The organism is Novosphingobium sp. GW821-FHT09E05, from assembly GCF_059416165.1.
Genome location: NZ_JBWKOQ010000002.1, coordinates 276,988 through 295,025, shown reverse-complemented (window position 1 = coordinate 295,025; position 18,038 = coordinate 276,988). Strand labels below are relative to the sequence as shown.

The following is an 18,038-nucleotide window of genomic DNA, read 5'->3' as shown; positions in this document are numbered from 1 at the left end:
GGCAAGTTCTGTTCAAGATTCAGGCAGGGCGTGCCCGTAAATTGTGCAATGCGGTTTTTGGAGCTCGCCGTCCCCGATCAGGTCGGGGACGGCGATCCGATCAAAGCCGCAGCCCGGCGGTCTCGTCGAGGCCGGCCATGATGTTGAGGTTCTGCACGGCCGCGCCGCTGGCGCCCTTGCCCAGGTTGTCGAGCATGGCGACGAGGCGCGCCTGTTTGCCGTCCTTCGCGCCGAGGACGCGCAGGGTCAGGCTGTCGACCGGGGCCATGGAGCCGCGCAGCAGCAGTTCGTCGGGCTGGTCGTCCACCACCTTCACGACGGGGCTGCCGGCGTAGAATTCGGCGAGAGCGGCGCGCAGCGTTTCGGGCGAGCCGGCAGACGGCATCATCGAGAGGTGCAGCGGTACTTCGACCAGCATGCCGCGGTGCGCAGGCACGACGGCGGGGGCGAAGATCGGCTCGTGCGCCAGGCCGGCGTGGACCTGCATTTCGGGCACGTGCTTGTGGCCGAGCGCGAGGCCGTAGGCGCGGAAGGCGATGCCGGTGTCGGCTTCGAAGCGGGCGATCAGCGCCTTGCCGCCGCCCGAATAGCCCGAGACCGCATGGCAGACGTAGGGCCATTCGGCTGGCAGGAGGCCGGCGCGCACCAGCGGCGCGACGAGGGCGATGAAGCCGGTGGGATAGCAGCCCGGATTGCTCACCCGCATGGCCGAGGCGATCGCCTCGCGGCCGGTCACTTCGGGGAAGCCGTAGGCCCAGTCCGGCGCGGTGCGGTAGGCGGACGAGGCGTCGATCACCCGGGTGCGGTCGTTGGCGATCATGCCCACGGCGGCCTCGGCGGCGTCGTCGGGCAGGCAGAGGATCACGAAATCGGCGTCGTTCAGCGCTTCCGCGCGCGCCGCGTCGTCCTTGCGGCGCTCGTCGTCGAGGATCACCAGATCGAATTCGCTGCGGCCGGCAAGCCGCTCGGCGATCTCGAGGCCGGTGGTGCCGGCGGCGCCGTCGATGAAGACGCTGCGGGTCATGCCGCTTCCAGGTTGCTCATGGGAACGTAGCCGACCGGCCCGTCTTCGCCGTACTGGCCCCAGGCCCAGCCGCCCGAAATGTCGAGGACATTGAAGGTGGCGCCGACGGGAACTTCGCAAATCTCGTCGGCATCAAGCCGTCCGGCCGCGCGCAGCCAGATCAGGGCGATCACCTTGCGCGGCATCGGCTCCGCGTAGTGGGGCACGAAGTAGAGCCCGGCGAGCTTGATGTGCGCGAGGTCGCCGCGCACCGGAAGGCAACCGGGATCCGCGCGCACGCTCGGCCCGGTCATGGCAAGCATGCCTTCGGTCCGGGGAGGGCGGGTATACGAATCCACAGGTGCCAACGTCGGTGCGTCTCCAAAAGCAAAGATGGGCGCGCTTAGCCGGGTCATGTCAGCTTCGCAAGTTAGGTATAGCGGCCCCTGAGCATGTGCCACGCCGCACGAAGCCCCAGCGCATCGCCGCCCTTGGGGCGGCCGGGCTTGGCGGCCGGGCGCCAGGCGAAAGTGTCGAAGTGCGCCCAGTCGAGGCCCTTGGGCACGAAGCGGTCGAGGAACAGCGCCGCCGTGCTGGCCCCCGCGAAGCCGCTGGAGCCGGCGTTGTTGATGTCGGCGATGTCGGATTTCAGGTATTCGCGGTAACCCTCGTGCAGCGGCAGGCGCCAGCAGGGATCGTCCACCGCCTTGCCCGAGGCCAGCAGCGCCTCGGCCGTCGCGTCCTCGCGGGTGAACAGCGCAGGAAGGTCCGGGCCGACCGCGACACGCGCGGCGCCGGTGAGGGTGGCGAAGTCGATCACAAGCTCTGGCTTGTCCTCGCCGGCCCGGGTGAGGGCATCGCCCAGGATCAGGCGGCCTTCCGCGTCGGTGTTGCCGATCTCGACGGAGATGCCGGCGCGGCTGCGCAGCACGTCGCCGGGGCGGAAGGCATTGCCGGCGATGGCGTTCTCGACCGCCGGGACCAGCACGTGCAGGCGCACCGGCAGGTTCGCACCCATCACCAGCCGGGCGAGCGCCAGCGCGTGCGCCGCGCCGCCCATGTCCTTCTTCATCAGCAGCATGCCCGAGCCGGGCTTGATGTCGAGCCCGCCCGAATCGAAGCACACGCCCTTGCCGACGATGGCCACGCGCGGATGTTTCGGGTCGCCCCATTCCAGCTCGATCATGCGCGGGGCGTGGGAGCGGGCGGCGGCCCGGCCGACGGCGTGGACCATCGGGAACTCGCGCTCGAGCAGGTCGCCGCGCGTCACGCGGATTTCGGCGCGGTAGGCCTTGTGGAGGTTCTCCGCCTCGGCCTCCAACTGGGCGGGCCCCATGTCCTCGGCGGGGGTGTTGACGAGGTCGCGCACCAGCATGACCGCCTCGGCCTCGGCGGTGACTGCATCGATGTCCCGGGGCTCGCCGGTCAGCAGCACGCGGGGGCCTTCGTCCTCGGCGTCGGAAAGGTAGCGATCGAAGCCGTACTGGCCGAGGATCCACCCCAGCATCGCCGCGCCCGGCTCCCCGCCGACGCGGCGGTAAGTGCCCGCCGGCAGCTTCTCTGCCAGCTTGGCCATGCACCAGCTCGTCAGCGAGGCGGCGTCCGCCACGCCGAGCACAGCCGCCCAGCCGTCGCCGTCCGGGATCACGGCGTAGTCGCCGGCGCCGCCGGTGAAGCGGTTCGCCGCGATGGCGGCGCGCTGGGGAACGCTCAGGCCCTTGAGGAATTTCTCCAGTCCGTCCTTCTCGACGAGGTGGACGGAAACGGCCTTCTGGCCGCGATCGGGCTGGATCAATGGGTTCTTGTCGCTCATGCGCTGATTCTCTAGCCTTCCCGCGAGCCCGAGTGCGAGAGGAAATGTGATGCGATACGGCAGTTGGGTGGCGATCATGGCCCTGGCGGCGGCAGGTTGCAACGGCTCGCGGGATACGGCGCCGGGCCCATCGGAGACCGCGAGCGTCGAGGCGGCAACTCCCACGCAGGCGTCGCCGCCGGCCCCGTCCGCCGTCAAGGGACGATCCGAGACGGTCAAGAACGATGCCTATTCCTTCGCCTATTCCTATCCCGACCAGGCAGCCGCGATCCCCGGCCTTCGCGAAATGCTAGACCAGCGCCTCGATGCTTCCAGGTCCGACGTCGACACCTCGGCGCGCAGCGGTAAGGCCGAGGCGGCGAAGGACGGCTTTCCGTTCCATCCCTACGAACGCCAGGCTGAGTGGAAGGTGGTGACCGATTTGCCAGGCTGGCTCTCGCTGTCGTCCACGCTCTACGAGTTCTCCGGCGGGGCGCATGGCATGACCAACTACGACGCGCTGCTGTGGGATCGCGCCGCCGACACCGCGCGCAAGCCCGGCGACCTGTTCGCCAGCCAGGACGCCCTGCGCGATGCGATCCAGGCGCCGTTCTGCGAAGCGCTCGACCAGCAGCGTTCGAAGAAGCGCGGCGAGCCGGTCCAGCGCAGCGGGCAGATGTTCACCGAATGCATCGACCCCACCGCGCAGACGGTGATCCTGGGCTCGACCAACCGCCGCTACTTCGACCGTATCGGGGTGCTAATAGCACCTTACGAGGCCGGTCCCTACGCCGAGGGCAGTTACGAAGTGACCGTGCCGGTGACCGCCAGCGTCATCGCCGCGCTCAAGCCGCAGTACCGCGCGGCGTTTTCTGTAAGGCCCTAAGCTCGCAATTTCCGGGCAGGCGTGCTATCTGGGGCACATGACCGAATACCAGATCGTAGAGCCCGGCCAGGAGGAAGCCCTCCTGCGCGACGGCACCATCAAGCTGCACGGCCCCGAAGGCTTCGAGGGCATGCGCCGCGCCGGCCAGCTCGCCGCGCGCATCCTCGACGAGATCGCGCCGCTGGTGCAGCCCGGCGTCACCACCGCGTCGATCGACGACAAGGTGCGCGAACTCACGCTCGACGGCGGCGCCGTGCCTGCCACGCTGGGCTACCGTGGCTATGCGCATTCGTGCTGCATCTCGATCAACCACGTCGTCTGCCACGGCATCCCGTCCGAGAAGACCTTCAAGGACGGCGACATCGTCAACATCGACGTGACACCGTTGCTCGACGGCTGGCACGGTGACACCAGCCGCATGTACCTCGTCGGCGACGTGCCGCTGAAGGCCCGCCGCCTCGTCGACGTGACCTACGAGTGCCTGATGATCGGCATCGCCCAGGCCAAGCCGGGCAACCGCGTCGGCGACATCGGCGCCGCCATCCAGGAATATGCCGAGTCGAACCGCTACGGCGTGGTACGCGAATTCTGTGGCCACGGCCTCGGCCGCCTGTTCCACGACGCACCCGAAGTGGTCCACGCCGGCCGCCCCGGCACAGGGCCGCTGCTCAAGCCGGGCATGTTCATGACTATCGAGCCGATGATCAATCTCGGCAAGCCGCCGGTGAAGCTGCTCTCCGACGGCTGGACTGCGGTGACGCGGGACAAGTCGCTCTCGGCCCAGTTCGAGCACTCGATCGGCATCACCGAGGACGGCTGCGAGATATTCACCACTAGCCCGACCGGCCGTCACAAGCCGCCCTACGTCTGAGCCCACCGCCTCCGAATATCGCCGAGGCGCGCCGCTGGGGGCGTGACCTCGCCGCAGCGGCGTGACAGCCTCCCTCCGCAATAAAAGGAGGGAGAGCAATGGCGACCCAGACGACCGACCTGTCCGGCGGCCTGCCCGTGGCCCGCGAATACGTCGTAGCCGAGCGACCGGAGGACGGCATCCGCGACGCCGTGAACGTCTGGCTCGAGGAGGAAAACGGCCTCTTCGCCATGCGGGTCGGCGTCGAAGCCGTTGGTGCGCAGTGGGACCGCCACGAACTCTGGCTCGACATCGCCTTCGCCGACGGCCGCCTCTATTCGCGGCGCGGCGACGGGGAGACGCAGGCTGCCTATGGTGCCGACGGCCGCCCCACGGTGCGCGCAACTGGTCCGATCCGCTTCGAATGCGTCGAGCCCTTCCGCCGCTGGACCGTGACTTTCAAAGGTCCGGTCGCCCTCACCAGCGCGCAGGAAATCCTCGAGAACCCGGACTTCGAGGAGAAGGAATGGGCCGCAATTTCCTTCGACATCGACATGCGCATGGCCGCGATCCCGTGGGAGCCCGGCTCGATCCTGCCCGAAGCGGCGGAGGCGCTGGGCGGCAAGCAGGGCGACTACATGAGCCCGCGCTACGAACAGCTGCTGCGCGCCACCGGTACCCTGACCATCGACGGCGAGGAGCGGACGTTCAAGGCCAATGGCCTGCGCATTCGCCGCACCGGCTTCCGCGCCTTCGCGGGCTTTTGGGGCCACTGCTGGCAGTCGGCGGTGTTCCCCAGCGGGCGGGCCTTCGGCTTCAACTCCTACCCCCCGCGCGAAGGGGAGCCGCCGAGCTATTCGGAAGGCTGGATCATCGAGGCGGACGGTACCCGCATCGGCGCGCGGCCGGTCGAGATTCCCTGGCTGCGCAAGCTGGTGACCGGCGGCGAGGACGTGCCTTGCGTGCTGGAAACCGTGGATGGCCGCCGGATCGAGATCGGCGGTGTCACGTTCGCCAACACCCGCTCGCGCGGCGGCCATGTCCTCCCGCCGGACTGGCCCAAGGACTGGCCGATCGTCCAGCAGAGCCACGCCTTCTACACCTGGGAAGGCGAGCGCACGACCGGGATGATCGAGCGCTCCAGCAAGCCCAGCGTCATGGAGTTGTGAGGGCAGGAGGCTTTGGAGCCTACCTTCAGAACGAAATCACGGCCTCGCCGATGGCGTTCCACACGTCGTCGAGCTGGTCGTCGGTGATGCAATAGGGGGGCATCACATAGACGGTGTTGCCGAGCGGGCGCAGCAGCACGTCGCGCTCCCTGAAAAAGGCCATGAGTTCGGGGGCCAGGCTGTCCATGTAGCCGCCCGCCTCCAGCGTCCTGAGGTCCAGCGCGGCGATGGTGCCCAGCGTGCGCGGGTTCTCGAAGTGGCAGAAGCGGCCCAGCTTTTCCAGCCAGGCGGACTGGCGCGCGGCGAGGTCGGTGACGCATTCCATCACCGGCTCCTCGCGCCACATGGCGAGGTTGGCGGCGGCGGCGGCGCAGGCAATCGGGTTGGCGGTGTAGCTGGACGAGTGGAAGAACATCCGCGCGCGGTCGGTGGACCAGTGGGCCTCGAAGATCGGCTCGGTCGCCATGGTCACCGCCAACGGCAGCGAGCCGCCGGTCAGGCCCTTGGACAGGCACAGGATATCGGGGACGATCCCGGCCTGTTCGCAGGCGAGCAGCGTGCCGGTGCGGCCCCAGCCGGTCATGACCTCGTCGGCGATGAACAGCACGCCGTGGGCCGCGCAGATCTCGCGCATCGCCTTCAGCGTTTCCGGCCCGTAGACCAGCATCCCGCCGGCGCCGAGGATCAGCGGCTCGACGATCAGCGCGGCAGTGTCGCCCTCGCGGCAGAGGGCTTCGAGGGCATCGAGCGTATCCTGTTCGTGGCCTGCCGCCGGGAAGGGAATACGGCCGACGTCGAACAGCAGTGGCTCATAGGGGCGGTTGAACACGCCGCGCGCGCCTACCGACATCGCGCCGATCGTGTCGCCGTGGTAGGAATGCTCCATCACCACGATGCGGTGCCGCGCTTCTCCCCGTCCGTGCCAGTAGCCGAGCGCCATCTTCAGCGCGACCTCGACGCTGGTGGAGCCTGAATCGGAGAAGAACACCCGCGTCAGTTCGCGCGGCATGATCGCGGTGAGCCCGGCGGCGACGGCCTCGGCGGGCTCGTGCGTCCAGCCGGCGAAGATGAGCTGGTCCAGCTTCTGCGCCTGCTCGGCCACGGCGGCCATGATGCGGGGGTGGCAGTGGCCATGCGTGGTCACCCACCAGGACGAGACTGCATCGATCACCGTGCGTCCGTCGGCCGTGTGCAGCAGCGCGCCTTCGGCATGGGTGACGAGCGGGATGGGCTCGCAGAGGCCGTGCTGGGTGAAGGGGTGCCAGATCGCCGAACCACTCATGCGAAGTCGTCCACCCGGAAGGCGGCGGCGAACGCGGCGCGCAGGTTTTCGCACGTCAGCGGATCGAGCCGGGGCAGGCGGCCCAGGCGCCTGACGCCGCCCATGGCGCAGATCGTCGCCTCGCTGTCTTCGACGGGCTCGCCGACGAACGCCACGCCCAGGATCGGCACGCCGCGTGAGCGCAGCGCCTCGATCGAGAGCAGGGCGTGGTTGATCGTGCCGAGTTGCGTGCGCGCGACCAGCACGACCGGGGCACCCCAGCGGGCGAACTGGTCTGCATAAGTCTCGTTGCGCGAGATGGGGACGAGCACGCCCCCCGCGCCCTCGACCACCAGCGGGCCATCGACCTCGGGCAGCGCGAGCCGGGCGGGGTCGATGGTCACGCCGTCGATCTCGGCGGCCAGGTGGGGCGAGCAGGGGGTCGCGAGGCGGTAGGCCTCGTCCAGCACCTGCGCGCGCGGCAGGCCCGAGAGTTGCGCGACGCGCTGGGCATCTGTGCCCTCTTCCTCGATCCCCGCCTGCACCGGCTTCCAGTAATGTGCGCCCAGCGCTCCAGCGAGGGCGGCGGCGAACACGGTCTTGCCGATGCCGGTGTCGGTGCCGGTGACGATGATCGGGCGTGTGGTCATGGGCGTGTCACCTAGCGCGGTGGAGATGGCAGGTCACGACCTCGTACGTCACTTCGCATCCGCTTTGGGCGAATCTGGCCATGACGCGGCGCAACTGGGGGGGGCTCAGTGGGCGGTGCGCGGGATGCGAAGTGCCCGCGCCGATCGCCTTCACCGCGCGCAGGAAAGCGCGGGGGTCGGCGTGGCTTTCGAGATGGCGCTCCACCGTCAGCGACGTGGGGGAGAGGGCGGCGAAATTCTCTACCGGAGCGAAGGCGGGGGTGCCGGGCGCGATTCCTTCCGCCTCGTGCGCGGCGCGCCACTCGCCGAAACTGCCGGGTGCGAGCGTGGTGACCATGAGGTGCCCGCCGGGCGCGAGCCAGCCCGCCATGCGCGCGAGCGCAGCGGGAGCATCGTCGAACCACTGCACCGCAAGGCTGGAGCAGATGAGGTCGAAGGGGCCGCCTGCGGGCGTGCCGTGTTCGCCGTCGAGCACGGCGAAGTCGAGCGCGCGGCCATGCTGCGGCGCGCCGAGGCGGGCCCGGCAACGCTCGACCATTTCGGGGGCGATGTCGGTAACGAGCCACTCGCCGCCGAGCCCCGTATCCGCCAGCGCTCCGGTCAGGAAGCCGGTGCCGCAGCCGATCTCCAGTACGCGCGGCGCGGAAGGCAGGCCCAGCGCGGCGGTGCGCGCGACGAGGCGGTTCGCAACGTCGCGCTGGACGCGGGCCTGGCCGTCGTAGTCCGGCGCGGCGGCGAAGGCGTCGCGGATGCGCTCGCGCCGGGTCACAGGCTCTCGACCATGCCGCGCACGGCGGCGGCGCAGAGCTGCGGCGCTTCGAGCGGAAGCAGGTGGCCGCCCGCCGCGTGGTCCAGCCGGCGGACATCGGCGCCCGCGAAGGCGCCCTCGCGCATGGCCTCGGGCAGCAGCGGATCGCGCCTGCCCTGGAGCGCCAGTATCGGCAGGCGCGGTAGCGGCGGGGCGGCATCGCGCAGGCGTAGGAGGTCGGTGTGGAGCAGGGCTGCGTCGATTTCGTCGAACGGCGCCTCGCTCCCGCATGTGCGGCGGAATTCCGTCAGGACGGCGCGCGGCTCGGTTTCGAAGCGGCGCAGCATGCGATCGAGCACGCGCACCGGCACGCCCGCGCGGCTGGGGACGGCGGTGAAGCGCTCGAACCCGTTGATCGCGACGATCCCGGAGAGGCCCGGCGGCGGCGCGGCAAGCACGCGCATGGTGCCGAACGAGTGGGTCACCGCCACGCAAGGGCCTTCGACAGGCGCTGCCTCGGGCGCGCCGAAGTAGCCGCGGTCGTCGATGGCGTGCGCCCACTCTGGCAGCAGCGCGGCGAGCGCGTCCCAGAAGCGGCGGTCGAACCCCCAGCCGTGCGCAAACAGCAGCTTCACCGATGCGCCTCTATCGCAGCCAGGAGCGCGTCGATATTGGCCTCGGAGTGCGTCGCGCGCAGGGCGATGCGCAGGCGGCTGGTGCCGGGCGGCACAGTCGGCGGGCGGATCGCGGAGGCGAGGAAACCAGCCTTCTCCAACCGCGCGGAGAGAGCCATGGCCTCGTCCTCAGGCCCGATCATGGCGGGGACGATCTGCGTCAAGGAGTCGCCGTGGTCGAGCCCGAGCCGCGTGAGGCCCGCGCGCAGACGGTCGCCCAGCGCCCCCAGATGCGCGCGCTCGGCGTCCATCCGGGGCACGAGGTCGAGCGCGGCGTCGATCGCGCCCAGCACGGCGGGCGGCGGGGCGGTGGTGAAGACGAAGCCGCTCGCCGCGTTGACGAGGTAGTCGATCAGCACCTGCGAACCCGCAATGTAGGCGCCGAAGCCGCCCAGCGCCTTGCTGAAGGTGCCCATGACCACGTCGACGCGGCCGGGCACCAGCGCGGTGAGGCCGCGCCCGCCGGGGCCGAGCACGCCGGTGGCATGCGCCTCGTCGACGAACAGCGCGGCGTCGTGGCGCTCGGCGATGTCGGCGAGGCGGGCGACGTCGGCGCGGTCGCCGTCCATCGAGAACACCGATTCGGTCAGGATCAGCCGCGCCGGAGCGTCGGCGCCCTTGTCGGCGAGCAGGGTTTCGAGGTGGTCGAGGTCGTTGTGGCGGAAGCGGTGCTGGCGACTGCCGGCCATCGACAGCCCGGCGTGCATGCTGGCGTGGACCAGCCGGTCGGTGAACACCGCGGTTCCGGGCGCGGCGGCGAGCAGCGCCGGGATCACCGCCGCGTTGGCCTGCCAGCCGCTCGCGAAGATCAGCGCCGCCTCGCAGTGCTTGAACGCGGCGATGCGCGCCTCGAGTGCGAGGTGCGCCTCGCTCGTGCCGGTCACCAGCCGCGAGGCGCCCGAGCCCGCGCCGTATGCCGCCGCCCACTCGCCTGCGCGCGTCGTCAGCAGCGGATGACGGGCAAGACCGAGGTAGTCGTTGCTGGAGAAGTCGATGAGGATGCGGCCGCCGCGCTCGACCCGGCCGCCCGGCATCAGGGCCGTCGCACGCAGGGTGCGGCGCTGCCCGGCGCGTCCGATCCGCGCCAGCGCCGCCTCGAGATGGGAATCGAGCTTGCTCATGTCGCGCTCCGGTATGGCAAGCGGGCGCGCAGCACAATCATAAGGGTTTGGCATAAGGGTTTGGCGCAGGCGTTTCACCGTGGAGTTGCAAACCATGCATCCCGGGACGATCTGGCGCGTTGAGACGGCATAGAACAATAACGCCGGGTGTCCGCTTGAAACGCTTCCTTCCGCTCTGCCTTCCCGCCCTCGTGCTGATCTCCGCCTGCGGATCGCGTGACGAACCCGCGCCCGCGCCATCCAAGGCGGCGAGCGCGGATACGCTCGCCTTCGCCGACGCGCCGGGCGGGGGCGAGACCGAATCGGCCGACAGCGTCATCATGCGCGCGCAGGTCGTACTCGATCGGCTCGGCTTTTCGCCGGGCGTGATCGATGGCAAGGATGGCCAGTCCTACAAGCTGGCGCTCGCCGCCTGGCAGGAAGCGCGCGGGCTGGCCCCCAGCGCCGCGCTCGACCCGGCAACGCAGCAGGCGCTGTTCCAGGGGCAGGGTGCGGCGACGACCCGGCTTGTGGTCATCCCCGATGCCTTCGCGCGCGGTCCCTTCGTGCGCGACCTGCCGCACAGGACGGCGGAACTCGCCCGGTTCGACCACCTCGGCTACCGGTCGATGACCGAGGCGCTGGCGGAACGCTTCCACACCACGCCCGAAACGCTGGTCGCGCTCAATGGACCCAGCACCGCGCTCGGTGCCGGTCGCACCATCCGCGTGCCCGGTATCGCCAACGTCCCGCTCGCGACGATCGAGGGCGACGAGCGCGGCTGGGCGGACACGCTGCAGCGCCTCGGCGTCTCGGCCGACCAGCCGGAGGCCGAGCGCATCGTCGTCGACAAGTCGCAAGGCACGTTGCGGGTCTACGACAAGGCGGACAAGCTCATCGCTCAGTTCCCGGTGACCACCGGCAGCGCCCACGATCCGCTGCCGATCGGAAACTGGACGATCAAGGGCGAATCGCGCAACCCGGACTACCAGTACGACCCGGACCTGTTCTGGGACGCCGGCAAGAACGACAAGGCCAAGCGCCTCGCGCCGGGTCCGAACGGGCCGGTCGGCGTCGTCTGGATCGACCTTTCGAAGGACCATTACGGCATCCACGGAACGCCCGAGCCGCAGAATATCGGCCACACCGAAAGCCACGGCTGCGTGCGCCTGACCAACTGGGACGCCGCGCGCCTCGCGCAGATGGTCCACACCGGCACCGAGGTGGTGTTCCAGGCTTAAAGCGCCGGAAACCGACAGGGCGAGTCCTTGCCGGGACGGACCGAATCCACCTGCCTTGCCCCTGCTCCGCACTGAAACTAGCCCCGCGAAAGCAAACGGTTTCAAGGAGCAGGGACCATCATGAAGCACCTTCTCGCAGGCTCGCTGGGTGCTTGCGCCCTCACCGTGGCCGTGCCCGCTACCGCCGCGACCGTCACCGCCGAGGCCAATGTCGCGCGCTCGGAAGGCGACTGGGGCGGCGAACTCGCGGTCGGCGTGCCGATCATCCAGGACGGCGGCTTTTCGATCACTCCGGGGGTCGGCGCCTTCTTCCACAAGCGTGACCACGACGGCTACGACAACCGCGATTCGCAGTGCATCCGCGAATCCGACGGCGAGCAGGTTTCGGACGGCAAGTGCGACAATTCGGGTACGAAGCTCTTCGGCAAGGTGGAGGCGACCTACAAGCTGCCGATGTCGCTGTCCTTCGGCCTTGGTGCGCGCTTCATCGGCGACGACCTGCGCGGCTACGGCACCGTCGCGATGCCGCTGGCCCCGTTCATTGATGTCAAGGGCAACATCGGCGACCACTACGTCGCTGCGGGCGTGCAAGCGAAGTTCTGAGGCTCCGGTCTGACTGATCGGATGTGGGCGTGAGTAAGCGGGACGGCAGGCAGGTCGGCTTGCCGCCGCCTGAGGCTCAGCTCTCGAGCAGGTCGAGGTAAGCCACCACGTCGTTGTCGGTGGCGATGAACAGGCCGTCCTGCACTTCTTCGGGCTGCTGTTCGGCGATGAGCATGGCCTGGGACAGCGGGCCGTAGAACAGCGTGTTCGCCGCGCCGCCCTCGGCGCCGCCGTCGAGGTGGTAGAGGCGCACGCTGGCTTCCTCGTAGGTCGAGCGCATCAGTCTTCCCTGTTCTCGCGTTTCGCGCCTTCGACCACGCGGTCGATCCGGGCGGCTTCGGCTTCGGAGGCCAGACGCTCGCCCTTGGTCCGGCCGTGGCGGGCGCGGGCGGCGTCCGCTTTCAGCTTGCCGGCAGCGCGGGCCTTCGCCTTGCGGGCCATGCGGAGGTTGACGATTTCGGCCATGAATGGGCTTTACAGTCTTCTTTCGGGAGCGTGAAGGGCCTGGTCGTCCCTGCGAAGGCAGGGACCGCTCACCGCGCGGCTCCTAACACTCGGCGCTCCGGAGTACCCAGCGATCCCGGATCAGGTCCGGGATGACGTATCGACTACGCCTCGACCGGGCTCGTCGTCACGCCGAGGTCGGGCAGGCCGACCGATCGCTTGCCCGAGAAATCGGTGCGCACCACGATCAGCCCGTCCTTCTCCAGATAGTCGAGCAGGCGCTGCACGCGGCGGGGCGAGCTGGTGCCGTAGATGCGCGCGAGGTCCATGTCGTCCGGGCAGGGCCGCCCGTCGATGGCGGCGCGGGCGATGACGTAGAACGTCGCCAGCGCGTCATCAGGGACGTGTTTGGACAGGTTTACGAGGTCCACCCAGCGTTGGTCGTCGGGGTCCTCGATTCCGGCCAGCGCGGCGGCGAAGCCCCGACGGAACATCGTCGCGTCCAGCCCGCGCACCGAGATTCCCTTCATCCGGCAGCGGATCGAGAAGTCCTGGAACAGCGTGGTCGAGGACTGGAACGTACAGTCGTCCTCCTGCGCCATGGCGTTCATGATCTCGGTCATGGCGGCGCGGCTTTCCTCGGCCCCCGGCTCGGCGCGTTCCCTCTCGCGCTCACGTTCGCGGGCCTGCGAGCTGGTCGGCTCCAGCACTTCGTTGGCGGCGATCCGGCGGGCGAGCGATTCGGCGTCTTCGGTGCGGAGCGCGGGACGCGGGAATTCGGGGCGCTCCAGCTCGACATGGAGGTTCTCGTGGAGCAGCTCACGCAGTTCCGCCGTGGTGGCGGTGGGCAGCGGGGTGAGGCCGGGCGTCACCGACTTGGCGCCGGTGCGCACGGAGCCGACGTTCACCGATACCGGCCGCCGCGCGATCGCGGGGCCAAGGCCGAGGAATTGCCCGCGCGCTAGGTCGCGGATCGCTTCGGCCTGGCGCCGCTCCATGCCGAGCAGGTCGGCGGCGCGGATCATGTCGATGTCGAGGAAGGTGCGGCCCATCAGGAAGTTGCTGGCCTCGGCCGCGACGTTCTTGGCGAGCTTGGCGAGGCGCTGCGTGGCGATAATGCCCGCGAGGCCGCGCTTGCGCCCGCGGCACATCAGGTTGGTCATCGCCGCGAGGCTGACCCGGCGCGCTTCCTCGGAAACCTCGCCGGCGGCGGCGGGGGCGAACATCTGTGCCTCGTCCACCACCACGAGCGCGGGATACCACTGTTCGCGCGGGGCATCGAACAGGGCGTTGAGGAACTGCGCGGCGCACTTCATCTGCTGGTCGATTTCCAGCTCGTCGAGCGCGAGGACCACCGAGGCGCGGTGCTGGCGGATGCGCGCGGCGAGCCGGGCGATCTCGGCCTCGCCATAGGCGGAGCCGTCGATGACGACGTGGCCGAACTCCTCCGCAAGCGAAACGAAGTCGCCCTCGGGGTCGATCACGACCTGCTGGACGATGCTGGCGCTCTCTTCCAGGATCCGGCGCAGCAGATGCGACTTTCCGGACCCGGAATTGCCCTGCACCAGCAGGCGGGTCGCCAGAAGTTCCTTGATGTCGATCTCGATCGGCTGGCCCTGCGGCGTCTGGCCGATCACGATGTTCGCGCTCACGCCTCGCTCCTGCCAAAGCGCCGGACGGGGCGCAAGCGAAGCGCGGCGTTATCCCCTGACGCGGGGAACAGGGGATGGTGGTTCGGAGCAACTGAAACAAGAGTCGTCATCCCCGCGAAGGCGGGGGACCCAGCTGACGTCCTTGAAACCTGCCACCTCATCAGCTGGATTCATGCTTTGGCGGGAATGACGGAATGAGGGTGGGGAGGGTGACGCACGGCGCCCCGAGTGAAAAATCATGGGAAACGAAAATAATCCGCACGACTCGCTTGCAGGGTCCGAATGTCTGCGCTAATGGCCCGCTCCTGCCAGGGGCGGATGATTATCCAGCCCCGAAAAAATGCGGTCGTGGCGGAATTGGTAGACGCGCAACGTTGAGGTCGTTGTGGGCGAAAGCCCGTGGAAGTTCGAGTCTTCTCGACCGCACCAGCAGTATCTGAAATGGAATGAACTTTGCCTTCGGGCTCCCCCTAATGGCGCATGCCTCGTGGGGTTTTCTTGCGTTCGCCGCCTCAGTCGCCGGGCTTCTGGTTGCCCTTGCCGACATCCTCGCGCGGCTTGCCCTTGGTGGTTCGCTGGGCGGCGGCCCTGGCGCCGGAAAGGACCGGGCCGCAGGCCGCCGACTTGGCATCGCCCACGTCGACGAAGGCCAGCAGCCCTGCGACCGGGGTCGCCACCACGGCCAGCCCGATTCCCGCGCCCGCGCGGCCCAGCAGTTCGGGGCTGACCACGTTCAGCGACGGTGAGGCGAAGTGCCCGCCGATGCCGACCGGGGATTGCCCGGAAAACAGGCTGAACTTCTTTCCGTCGGCCCGGAACGCGAGATCGACGGCCTCGGTATCAAAGGAGAAAGCGCCCCGCCCGGTGATGACGTTCTTCTTCGTGTCGATCAGGATCGGGTCAGTGGAGGCGATACCGCCCCGCACCGTGAAGGCGACGACGCCGCAGTTGACCTCGACCGGGGTCTTCAGCTTGTCCTGGAACATCTTCTGGACGAATGTGCCGAGGTCCAGCTCCGCGAGTTGAACGTTGCGCGTCCACAGCGCCCCCTGTGGCATGACGAAGGCGATCCGGCCCGACGACGTCGCGAGCGAATCGTGGATCGTATCGCCCCGCCCGTTGAGCTTGATGCGTCCCTTGATGGTGCCGGTGGTGCCGGCTTCCGCGACGCCGTACCCGGCGAGCAGGCGGCCCATCGGTGTGGGCGAGAGGCGGATGTCGTAGCTGATCGCGGAAGGGCGCTGGCGGGTGTCGAAGATGAGATCGGAGACCACATCGCCGCGCGCCATCGAGAACGTCAGCGGCGACAGCGCCAGTCGTCCGTGGTCAAGGGTGAGCTTCATCGCGATCTTCTCGATCGGCACGTTGCGCGAGCGTACGACGCCGATCTTCCAGTCGAGCGCGGCGTCGAAACGCTGCATCGAAGCCACCGGCAACGCGGCGTCGGGGAGGATACGCTGCGCGCCCGCGCCGGTCGCGGCGGCAGCGGCGACCGCGCCCTTTGAGGCGACGATGTCCGGGTTATAACCGATGAACGGGGCGGCATCGACGATGTCGAGGCGGCGGGTGGTGAGCTCGGCGTCCATGCGCAGCCGCTCGCCGTTGGTGGCGGTGAAGCTGCCGGCGAGGTCGGACTGGCCGAAAGTCCCGGCCAGCTTCGTGAAGCGGTAGGCCTGCCCGTCCTTCACCATCTGCGCTTTCAGGTCATAGCGGCGGGTCTGCGGGATCACCACGTCGATGATCCCGAGCAAGTCCGACAAGTCGCGGCCCTGCGCGCGCACCTGGAGCGGTACGCCCTCCACGTCGGCGATCGAGGGGAGGGTGCCATTGACGTCGATGATGCTGTTCGCCGCCCAGGCCCTGAGTTCCAGCTTGTTCTCGCCGCGATTGACCGTCGCGTCGGGCGAAAGCAGGCGGGCGGTGAGGCGGAAGGGGGTGCTGCGCAGCGTACCGTCGCCGCGCACCGAGACGGCCTTGCCGATCCGCGCGTCGGTGGAGACGATGGGATCGACGAGCAGGTTCGCCAGGAGTTGCATCTGCGGGTCGATGTAGCGCACGGTGGTGCCGGACACGGCGGCGCGGTCGATGCGCGGGAACTCGAAGGGCTTGCCGCCGCCATCGGCGCCGAAGGTCCAGGTGTTGTTCTTGTGCGGCTTGTCCCACTCGAGGTCGGCGCGGCCCTGGTCGAGGTCGAGCGTGTAGACGTGGCGCCGCCCGAACAGCAGTGACAGCGGGGCGATGCGCGCCTCGATGCGTTTGGCCGCGAACAGGCTGGGGCGGCTCGCCCACTGCGGGTTGGCGACGTCGAGCCCCTTTGCAAGGAACTTGATGCGAAGCGGCGCGAAGTAGAGCTGAAAGTCGCCCGCCACGCTCACCTTTCGATGCGTGAGCGAGGAGGCGATGCTCTCGAACGGGTGCTTGAGGAATCGCCCCTTGGTGATGAACAGGACCAGCCAGACCGCGAAGATCAGCCCGAAAACGGTCAGGACGACGTTGCGCACGATGCGCATGCGCCGCTTCCGGCGGACCGGGTCCGCGGCGAGGCCGGGACCGGCATCGAGCTGTGTCGTGGCGTCCATGATACGCAGTAGCGCTTGGGCGGAGCATTTGGTTTCAGGCAGCTCGGCGATTGTCGGCGAAGGGGGCGCCAACCGTCCGTCGCAAATGACCGGGCAAGCGCGCGGCAGGCAGGAACCGATGGCGGTTCAAGGAATTACCCAGCGGAATGCGCGGCAGCACCAGAGGGTTTGAATGAACTTTGTGAATGGCGACGGACTGGCCGATCAGGTGGTTTCGATCGTTCTGGCAGGCGGAAAGGGCAGTCGTCTCCATGATCTGACGCGTGAGGAAGCCAAGCCGGCATTGCCCATCGGTCCGACTGCAAGGCTCGTGGATTTCACGCTGGCCAATGTCGCCAACTCGGGTTTCCGCAAGGCCATGGTCCTGACGCAGTATGCGCCGGCCACGCTGCTCCATCATGTCGAGCATTGCTGGGGTTCGTCCGGGGACGGCTGCTCTTTCTCCGTGCTCGACGGCGAGGATCACGGACCGTTCGAAGGCACTGCCCACGCGGTCGCCAGTGTCGTCGCCGAGATTGACCGGCTGGCGCCCCGGCATGTCGTCGTGCTGGGCGGGGACCACCTCTACCAGATGGACTACCGGCCTTTCGTCGATCGCCACCTCGCCTGCGATGCCCATGTCACTGTGGGCGTCGTCCATGTCCCCGTCGCGCAGGCATCGGGCTTCGGCGTTCTGGATGCGGGCGCGGACTTCCGCATCGCCGCTTTCGTCGAGAAGCCGGTGCTCGCGCCCGAATCGTTCGATCGGCCGGGCTACGCGCTGGCGTCGATGGGCATCTACGTCTTCGACTGGCAGGTCCTGCGCCGGACTCTGCTCGACATGGGCGGTAGCGTGCCGGAGCTGGACTTCGGCCAGCACGTCATCCCGCAGATGGTCGAGGCCGGAACCGCCTTCGCCTACGCCTTGCCGGGCCGCGAGGGCGCGGAGCCGCTGTGGCAGGATCTGGGCACGCTCGATGCCTATCACGCGGTCCAGCGCCGGCTTGCCGACGGCACGCTGCCGCTCGACCCCTCGTGGCCGATCGCTCACCCCGGACGCCCGGCTCAGGCGGACCTCGGCGTCGTCGGCGCGGGCAGTGTGCTTCGCAATGCCGTGATGCTGCCCGGCGCGCGGATCGGCAGGGGCGTCAGGATCTGCGATGCCATCGTCATGGGTGATGCCGTGCTGCCCGACCACTTCGACCTCGATGCCTCTATCGCCCGGCACGGCAACTGGTGCACCGTTTCCGAACGCGGCATCCGCGTGATCTCGGCGCGGGCTCTGCGCCGCCTCGAGGCCCGCGAGCGTCCCTTCGTCGCGGCCGGGAAAGCGCGGTCCACCGCGCCGCGCATGGCCCACGTGCCGGTGCGCGAGCGCGCCGCCTCCGCCGTCATCTGAGGAAACCC

At 69.0% G+C, this 18,038-nt stretch carries 18 protein-coding genes and 1 tRNA gene; 7 read left to right on the top strand and 12 right to left on the bottom strand.

Annotation, left to right across the window (positions count from 1 at the left end; all coding sequences use genetic code 11):
- Positions 1–100: 100 nt before the first annotated feature.
- The 3 genes from argC to AC07M9_RS13250 form a co-directional block, all read right to left on the bottom strand.
- Positions 101–1,024, bottom strand: a complete 924-nt coding sequence (gene argC, locus AC07M9_RS13260; RefSeq protein WP_494884222.1) for an N-acetyl-gamma-glutamyl-phosphate reductase — start codon at positions 1,022–1,024, stop codon at positions 101–103.
- Positions 1,021–1,317 carry an SH3 domain-containing protein gene (locus AC07M9_RS13255; protein ID WP_494884221.1) on the bottom strand — a complete coding sequence of 99 codons (297 nt, stop codon included), beginning with the start codon at positions 1,315–1,317 and terminating at the stop codon, positions 1,021–1,023. The genes argC and AC07M9_RS13255 overlap by 4 nt, the downstream gene beginning before the upstream one ends.
- 116 nt (positions 1,318–1,433) lie before the next feature.
- On the bottom strand, positions 1,434–2,816 hold the full coding sequence (locus AC07M9_RS13250; protein ID WP_494884220.1) for a leucyl aminopeptidase family protein: 1,383 nt from the start codon (positions 2,814–2,816) through the stop codon (positions 1,434–1,436).
- 49 nt (positions 2,817–2,865) lie between these two features.
- Between AC07M9_RS13250 and AC07M9_RS13245 the strand changes: the two genes are divergently transcribed.
- The 3 genes from AC07M9_RS13245 (at position 2,866) to AC07M9_RS13235 (ending at position 5,700) form a co-directional block, all read left to right on the top strand.
- Positions 2,866–3,681 (top strand): DUF4163 domain-containing protein, encoded by an 816-nt coding sequence (locus AC07M9_RS13245; protein ID WP_494884219.1) that lies wholly within the window; start codon positions 2,866–2,868, stop codon positions 3,679–3,681.
- Positions 3,682–3,718: 37 nt separating this feature from the next.
- Positions 3,719–4,552, top strand: coding sequence for a type I methionyl aminopeptidase (gene map, locus AC07M9_RS13240; RefSeq protein ID WP_494884218.1), 834 nt, complete (start codon positions 3,719–3,721; stop codon positions 4,550–4,552).
- 98 nt (positions 4,553–4,650) lie between these two features.
- On the top strand, positions 4,651–5,700 hold the full coding sequence (locus tag AC07M9_RS13235) for a DUF7064 domain-containing protein (RefSeq protein WP_494884217.1): 1,050 nt from the start codon (positions 4,651–4,653) through the stop codon (positions 5,698–5,700).
- 25 nt (positions 5,701–5,725) lie between these two features.
- Here the strand turns inward: AC07M9_RS13235 and AC07M9_RS13230 are convergent, their stop codons facing one another.
- Genes AC07M9_RS13230 through bioF form a run of 5 tightly spaced genes read right to left on the bottom strand, consistent with a single transcriptional unit; the run spans position 5,726 to position 10,154 of the window.
- Complete coding sequence (locus AC07M9_RS13230; protein WP_494884216.1) at positions 5,726–6,982, bottom strand: adenosylmethionine--8-amino-7-oxononanoate transaminase; 1,257 nt, start codon at positions 6,980–6,982, stop codon at positions 5,726–5,728.
- Positions 6,979–7,611: a dethiobiotin synthase gene (bioD, locus tag AC07M9_RS13225; protein WP_494884215.1), complete on the bottom strand. Its 633-nt coding sequence runs from the start codon at positions 7,609–7,611 to the stop codon at positions 6,979–6,981. Before bioD ends, AC07M9_RS13230 begins: the two co-directional genes overlap by 4 nt.
- A gap of 7 nt (positions 7,612–7,618) precedes the next feature.
- Positions 7,619–8,380, bottom strand: a complete 762-nt coding sequence (locus tag AC07M9_RS13220; RefSeq protein WP_494884214.1) for a methyltransferase domain-containing protein — start codon at positions 8,378–8,380, stop codon at positions 7,619–7,621.
- The gene (locus tag AC07M9_RS13215) at positions 8,377–8,994 is read right to left on the bottom strand and encodes an alpha/beta fold hydrolase (RefSeq protein ID WP_494884213.1); all 618 of its coding nucleotides are present in this window, start codon (positions 8,992–8,994) and stop codon (positions 8,377–8,379) included. Before AC07M9_RS13215 ends, AC07M9_RS13220 begins: the two co-directional genes overlap by 4 nt.
- Positions 8,991–10,154 carry an 8-amino-7-oxononanoate synthase gene (gene bioF, locus AC07M9_RS13210; protein ID WP_494884212.1) on the bottom strand — a complete coding sequence of 388 codons (1,164 nt, stop codon included), beginning with the start codon at positions 10,152–10,154 and terminating at the stop codon, positions 8,991–8,993. The genes AC07M9_RS13215 and bioF overlap by 4 nt, the downstream gene beginning before the upstream one ends.
- Positions 10,155–10,309: 155 nt before the next feature.
- Between bioF and AC07M9_RS13205 the strand changes: the two genes are divergently transcribed.
- Both AC07M9_RS13205 and AC07M9_RS13200 read left to right on the top strand, forming a co-directional pair.
- A complete protein-coding gene (locus AC07M9_RS13205; RefSeq protein WP_494884211.1) occupies positions 10,310–11,374 on the top strand; it encodes a L,D-transpeptidase family protein in 1,065 nt (354 codons plus the stop codon).
- Positions 11,375–11,494: 120 nt separating this feature from the next.
- Complete coding sequence (locus tag AC07M9_RS13200; RefSeq protein ID WP_494884210.1) at positions 11,495–11,977, top strand: hypothetical protein; 483 nt, start codon at positions 11,495–11,497, stop codon at positions 11,975–11,977.
- 76 nt (positions 11,978–12,053) lie between these two features.
- Here the strand turns inward: AC07M9_RS13200 and AC07M9_RS13195 are convergent, their stop codons facing one another.
- The 3 genes from AC07M9_RS13195 to AC07M9_RS13185 all read right to left on the bottom strand — a co-directional run bounded on the left by AC07M9_RS13195 (position 12,054) and on the right by AC07M9_RS13185 (position 14,073).
- Positions 12,054–12,257 (bottom strand): hypothetical protein, encoded by a 204-nt coding sequence (locus AC07M9_RS13195; RefSeq protein ID WP_007685093.1) that lies wholly within the window; start codon positions 12,255–12,257, stop codon positions 12,054–12,056.
- Positions 12,257–12,442, bottom strand: coding sequence for a DUF4169 family protein (locus AC07M9_RS13190; RefSeq protein WP_494884209.1), 186 nt, complete (start codon positions 12,440–12,442; stop codon positions 12,257–12,259). Before AC07M9_RS13190 ends, AC07M9_RS13195 begins: the two co-directional genes overlap by 1 nt.
- Before the next feature lie 143 nt (positions 12,443–12,585).
- The gene (locus AC07M9_RS13185; protein ID WP_494884208.1) at positions 12,586–14,073 is read right to left on the bottom strand and encodes a helicase HerA domain-containing protein; all 1,488 of its coding nucleotides are present in this window, start codon (positions 14,071–14,073) and stop codon (positions 12,586–12,588) included.
- A gap of 342 nt (positions 14,074–14,415) precedes the next feature.
- Here AC07M9_RS13185 and AC07M9_RS13180 point away from each other — a divergent pair.
- Positions 14,416–14,502, top strand: a tRNA-Leu gene (locus AC07M9_RS13180).
- Between the two features lie 83 nt (positions 14,503–14,585).
- Here AC07M9_RS13180 and AC07M9_RS13175 read toward each other — a convergent pair.
- Complete coding sequence (locus AC07M9_RS13175; RefSeq protein WP_494884207.1) at positions 14,586–16,652, bottom strand: AsmA family protein; 2,067 nt, start codon at positions 16,650–16,652, stop codon at positions 14,586–14,588.
- A 172-nt stretch (positions 16,653–16,824) separates the two neighbouring features.
- Here AC07M9_RS13175 and AC07M9_RS13170 point away from each other — a divergent pair, with 172 nt between their 5' ends.
- Entirely contained in the window at positions 16,825–18,030 is a 1,206-nt protein-coding gene (locus AC07M9_RS13170) for a glucose-1-phosphate adenylyltransferase family protein (protein ID WP_494884206.1), read from the top strand.
- Positions 18,031–18,038: the final 8 nt, after the last annotated feature.

Bases quoted from the DNA above. Each gene is read 5' to 3' on its own strand.
- AC07M9_RS13170 (WP_494884206.1), top strand. From the start codon at position 16,825: ATGAACTTTGTGAATGGCGACGGACTGGCCGATCAGGTGGTTTCGATC.
- bioF (WP_494884212.1), bottom strand. From the start codon at position 10,154: ATGAGCAAGCTCGATTCCCATCTCGAGGCGGCGCTGGCGCGGATCGGA.
- AC07M9_RS13250 (WP_494884220.1), bottom strand. From the start codon at position 2,816: ATGAGCGACAAGAACCCATTGATCCAGCCCGATCGCGGCCAGAAGGCC.
- AC07M9_RS13175 (WP_494884207.1), bottom strand. From the start codon at position 16,652: ATGGACGCCACGACACAGCTCGATGCCGGTCCCGGCCTCGCCGCGGAC.
- argC (WP_494884222.1), bottom strand. From the start codon at position 1,024: ATGACCCGCAGCGTCTTCATCGACGGCGCCGCCGGCACCACCGGCCTC.
- AC07M9_RS13230 (WP_494884216.1), bottom strand. From the start codon at position 6,982: ATGAGTGGTTCGGCGATCTGGCACCCCTTCACCCAGCACGGCCTCTGC.
- AC07M9_RS13245 (WP_494884219.1), top strand. From the start codon at position 2,866: ATGCGATACGGCAGTTGGGTGGCGATCATGGCCCTGGCGGCGGCAGGT.
- AC07M9_RS13195 (WP_007685093.1), bottom strand. From the start codon at position 12,257: ATGCGCTCGACCTACGAGGAAGCCAGCGTGCGCCTCTACCACCTCGAC.
- AC07M9_RS13190 (WP_494884209.1), bottom strand. From the start codon at position 12,442: ATGGCCGAAATCGTCAACCTCCGCATGGCCCGCAAGGCGAAGGCCCGC.
- AC07M9_RS13200 (WP_494884210.1), top strand. From the start codon at position 11,495: ATGAAGCACCTTCTCGCAGGCTCGCTGGGTGCTTGCGCCCTCACCGTG.
- AC07M9_RS13255 (WP_494884221.1), bottom strand. From the start codon at position 1,317: ATGACCGGGCCGAGCGTGCGCGCGGATCCCGGTTGCCTTCCGGTGCGC.
- AC07M9_RS13235 (WP_494884217.1), top strand. From the start codon at position 4,651: ATGGCGACCCAGACGACCGACCTGTCCGGCGGCCTGCCCGTGGCCCGC.
- map (WP_494884218.1), top strand. From the start codon at position 3,719: ATGACCGAATACCAGATCGTAGAGCCCGGCCAGGAGGAAGCCCTCCTG.
- bioD (WP_494884215.1), bottom strand. From the start codon at position 7,611: ATGACCACACGCCCGATCATCGTCACCGGCACCGACACCGGCATCGGC.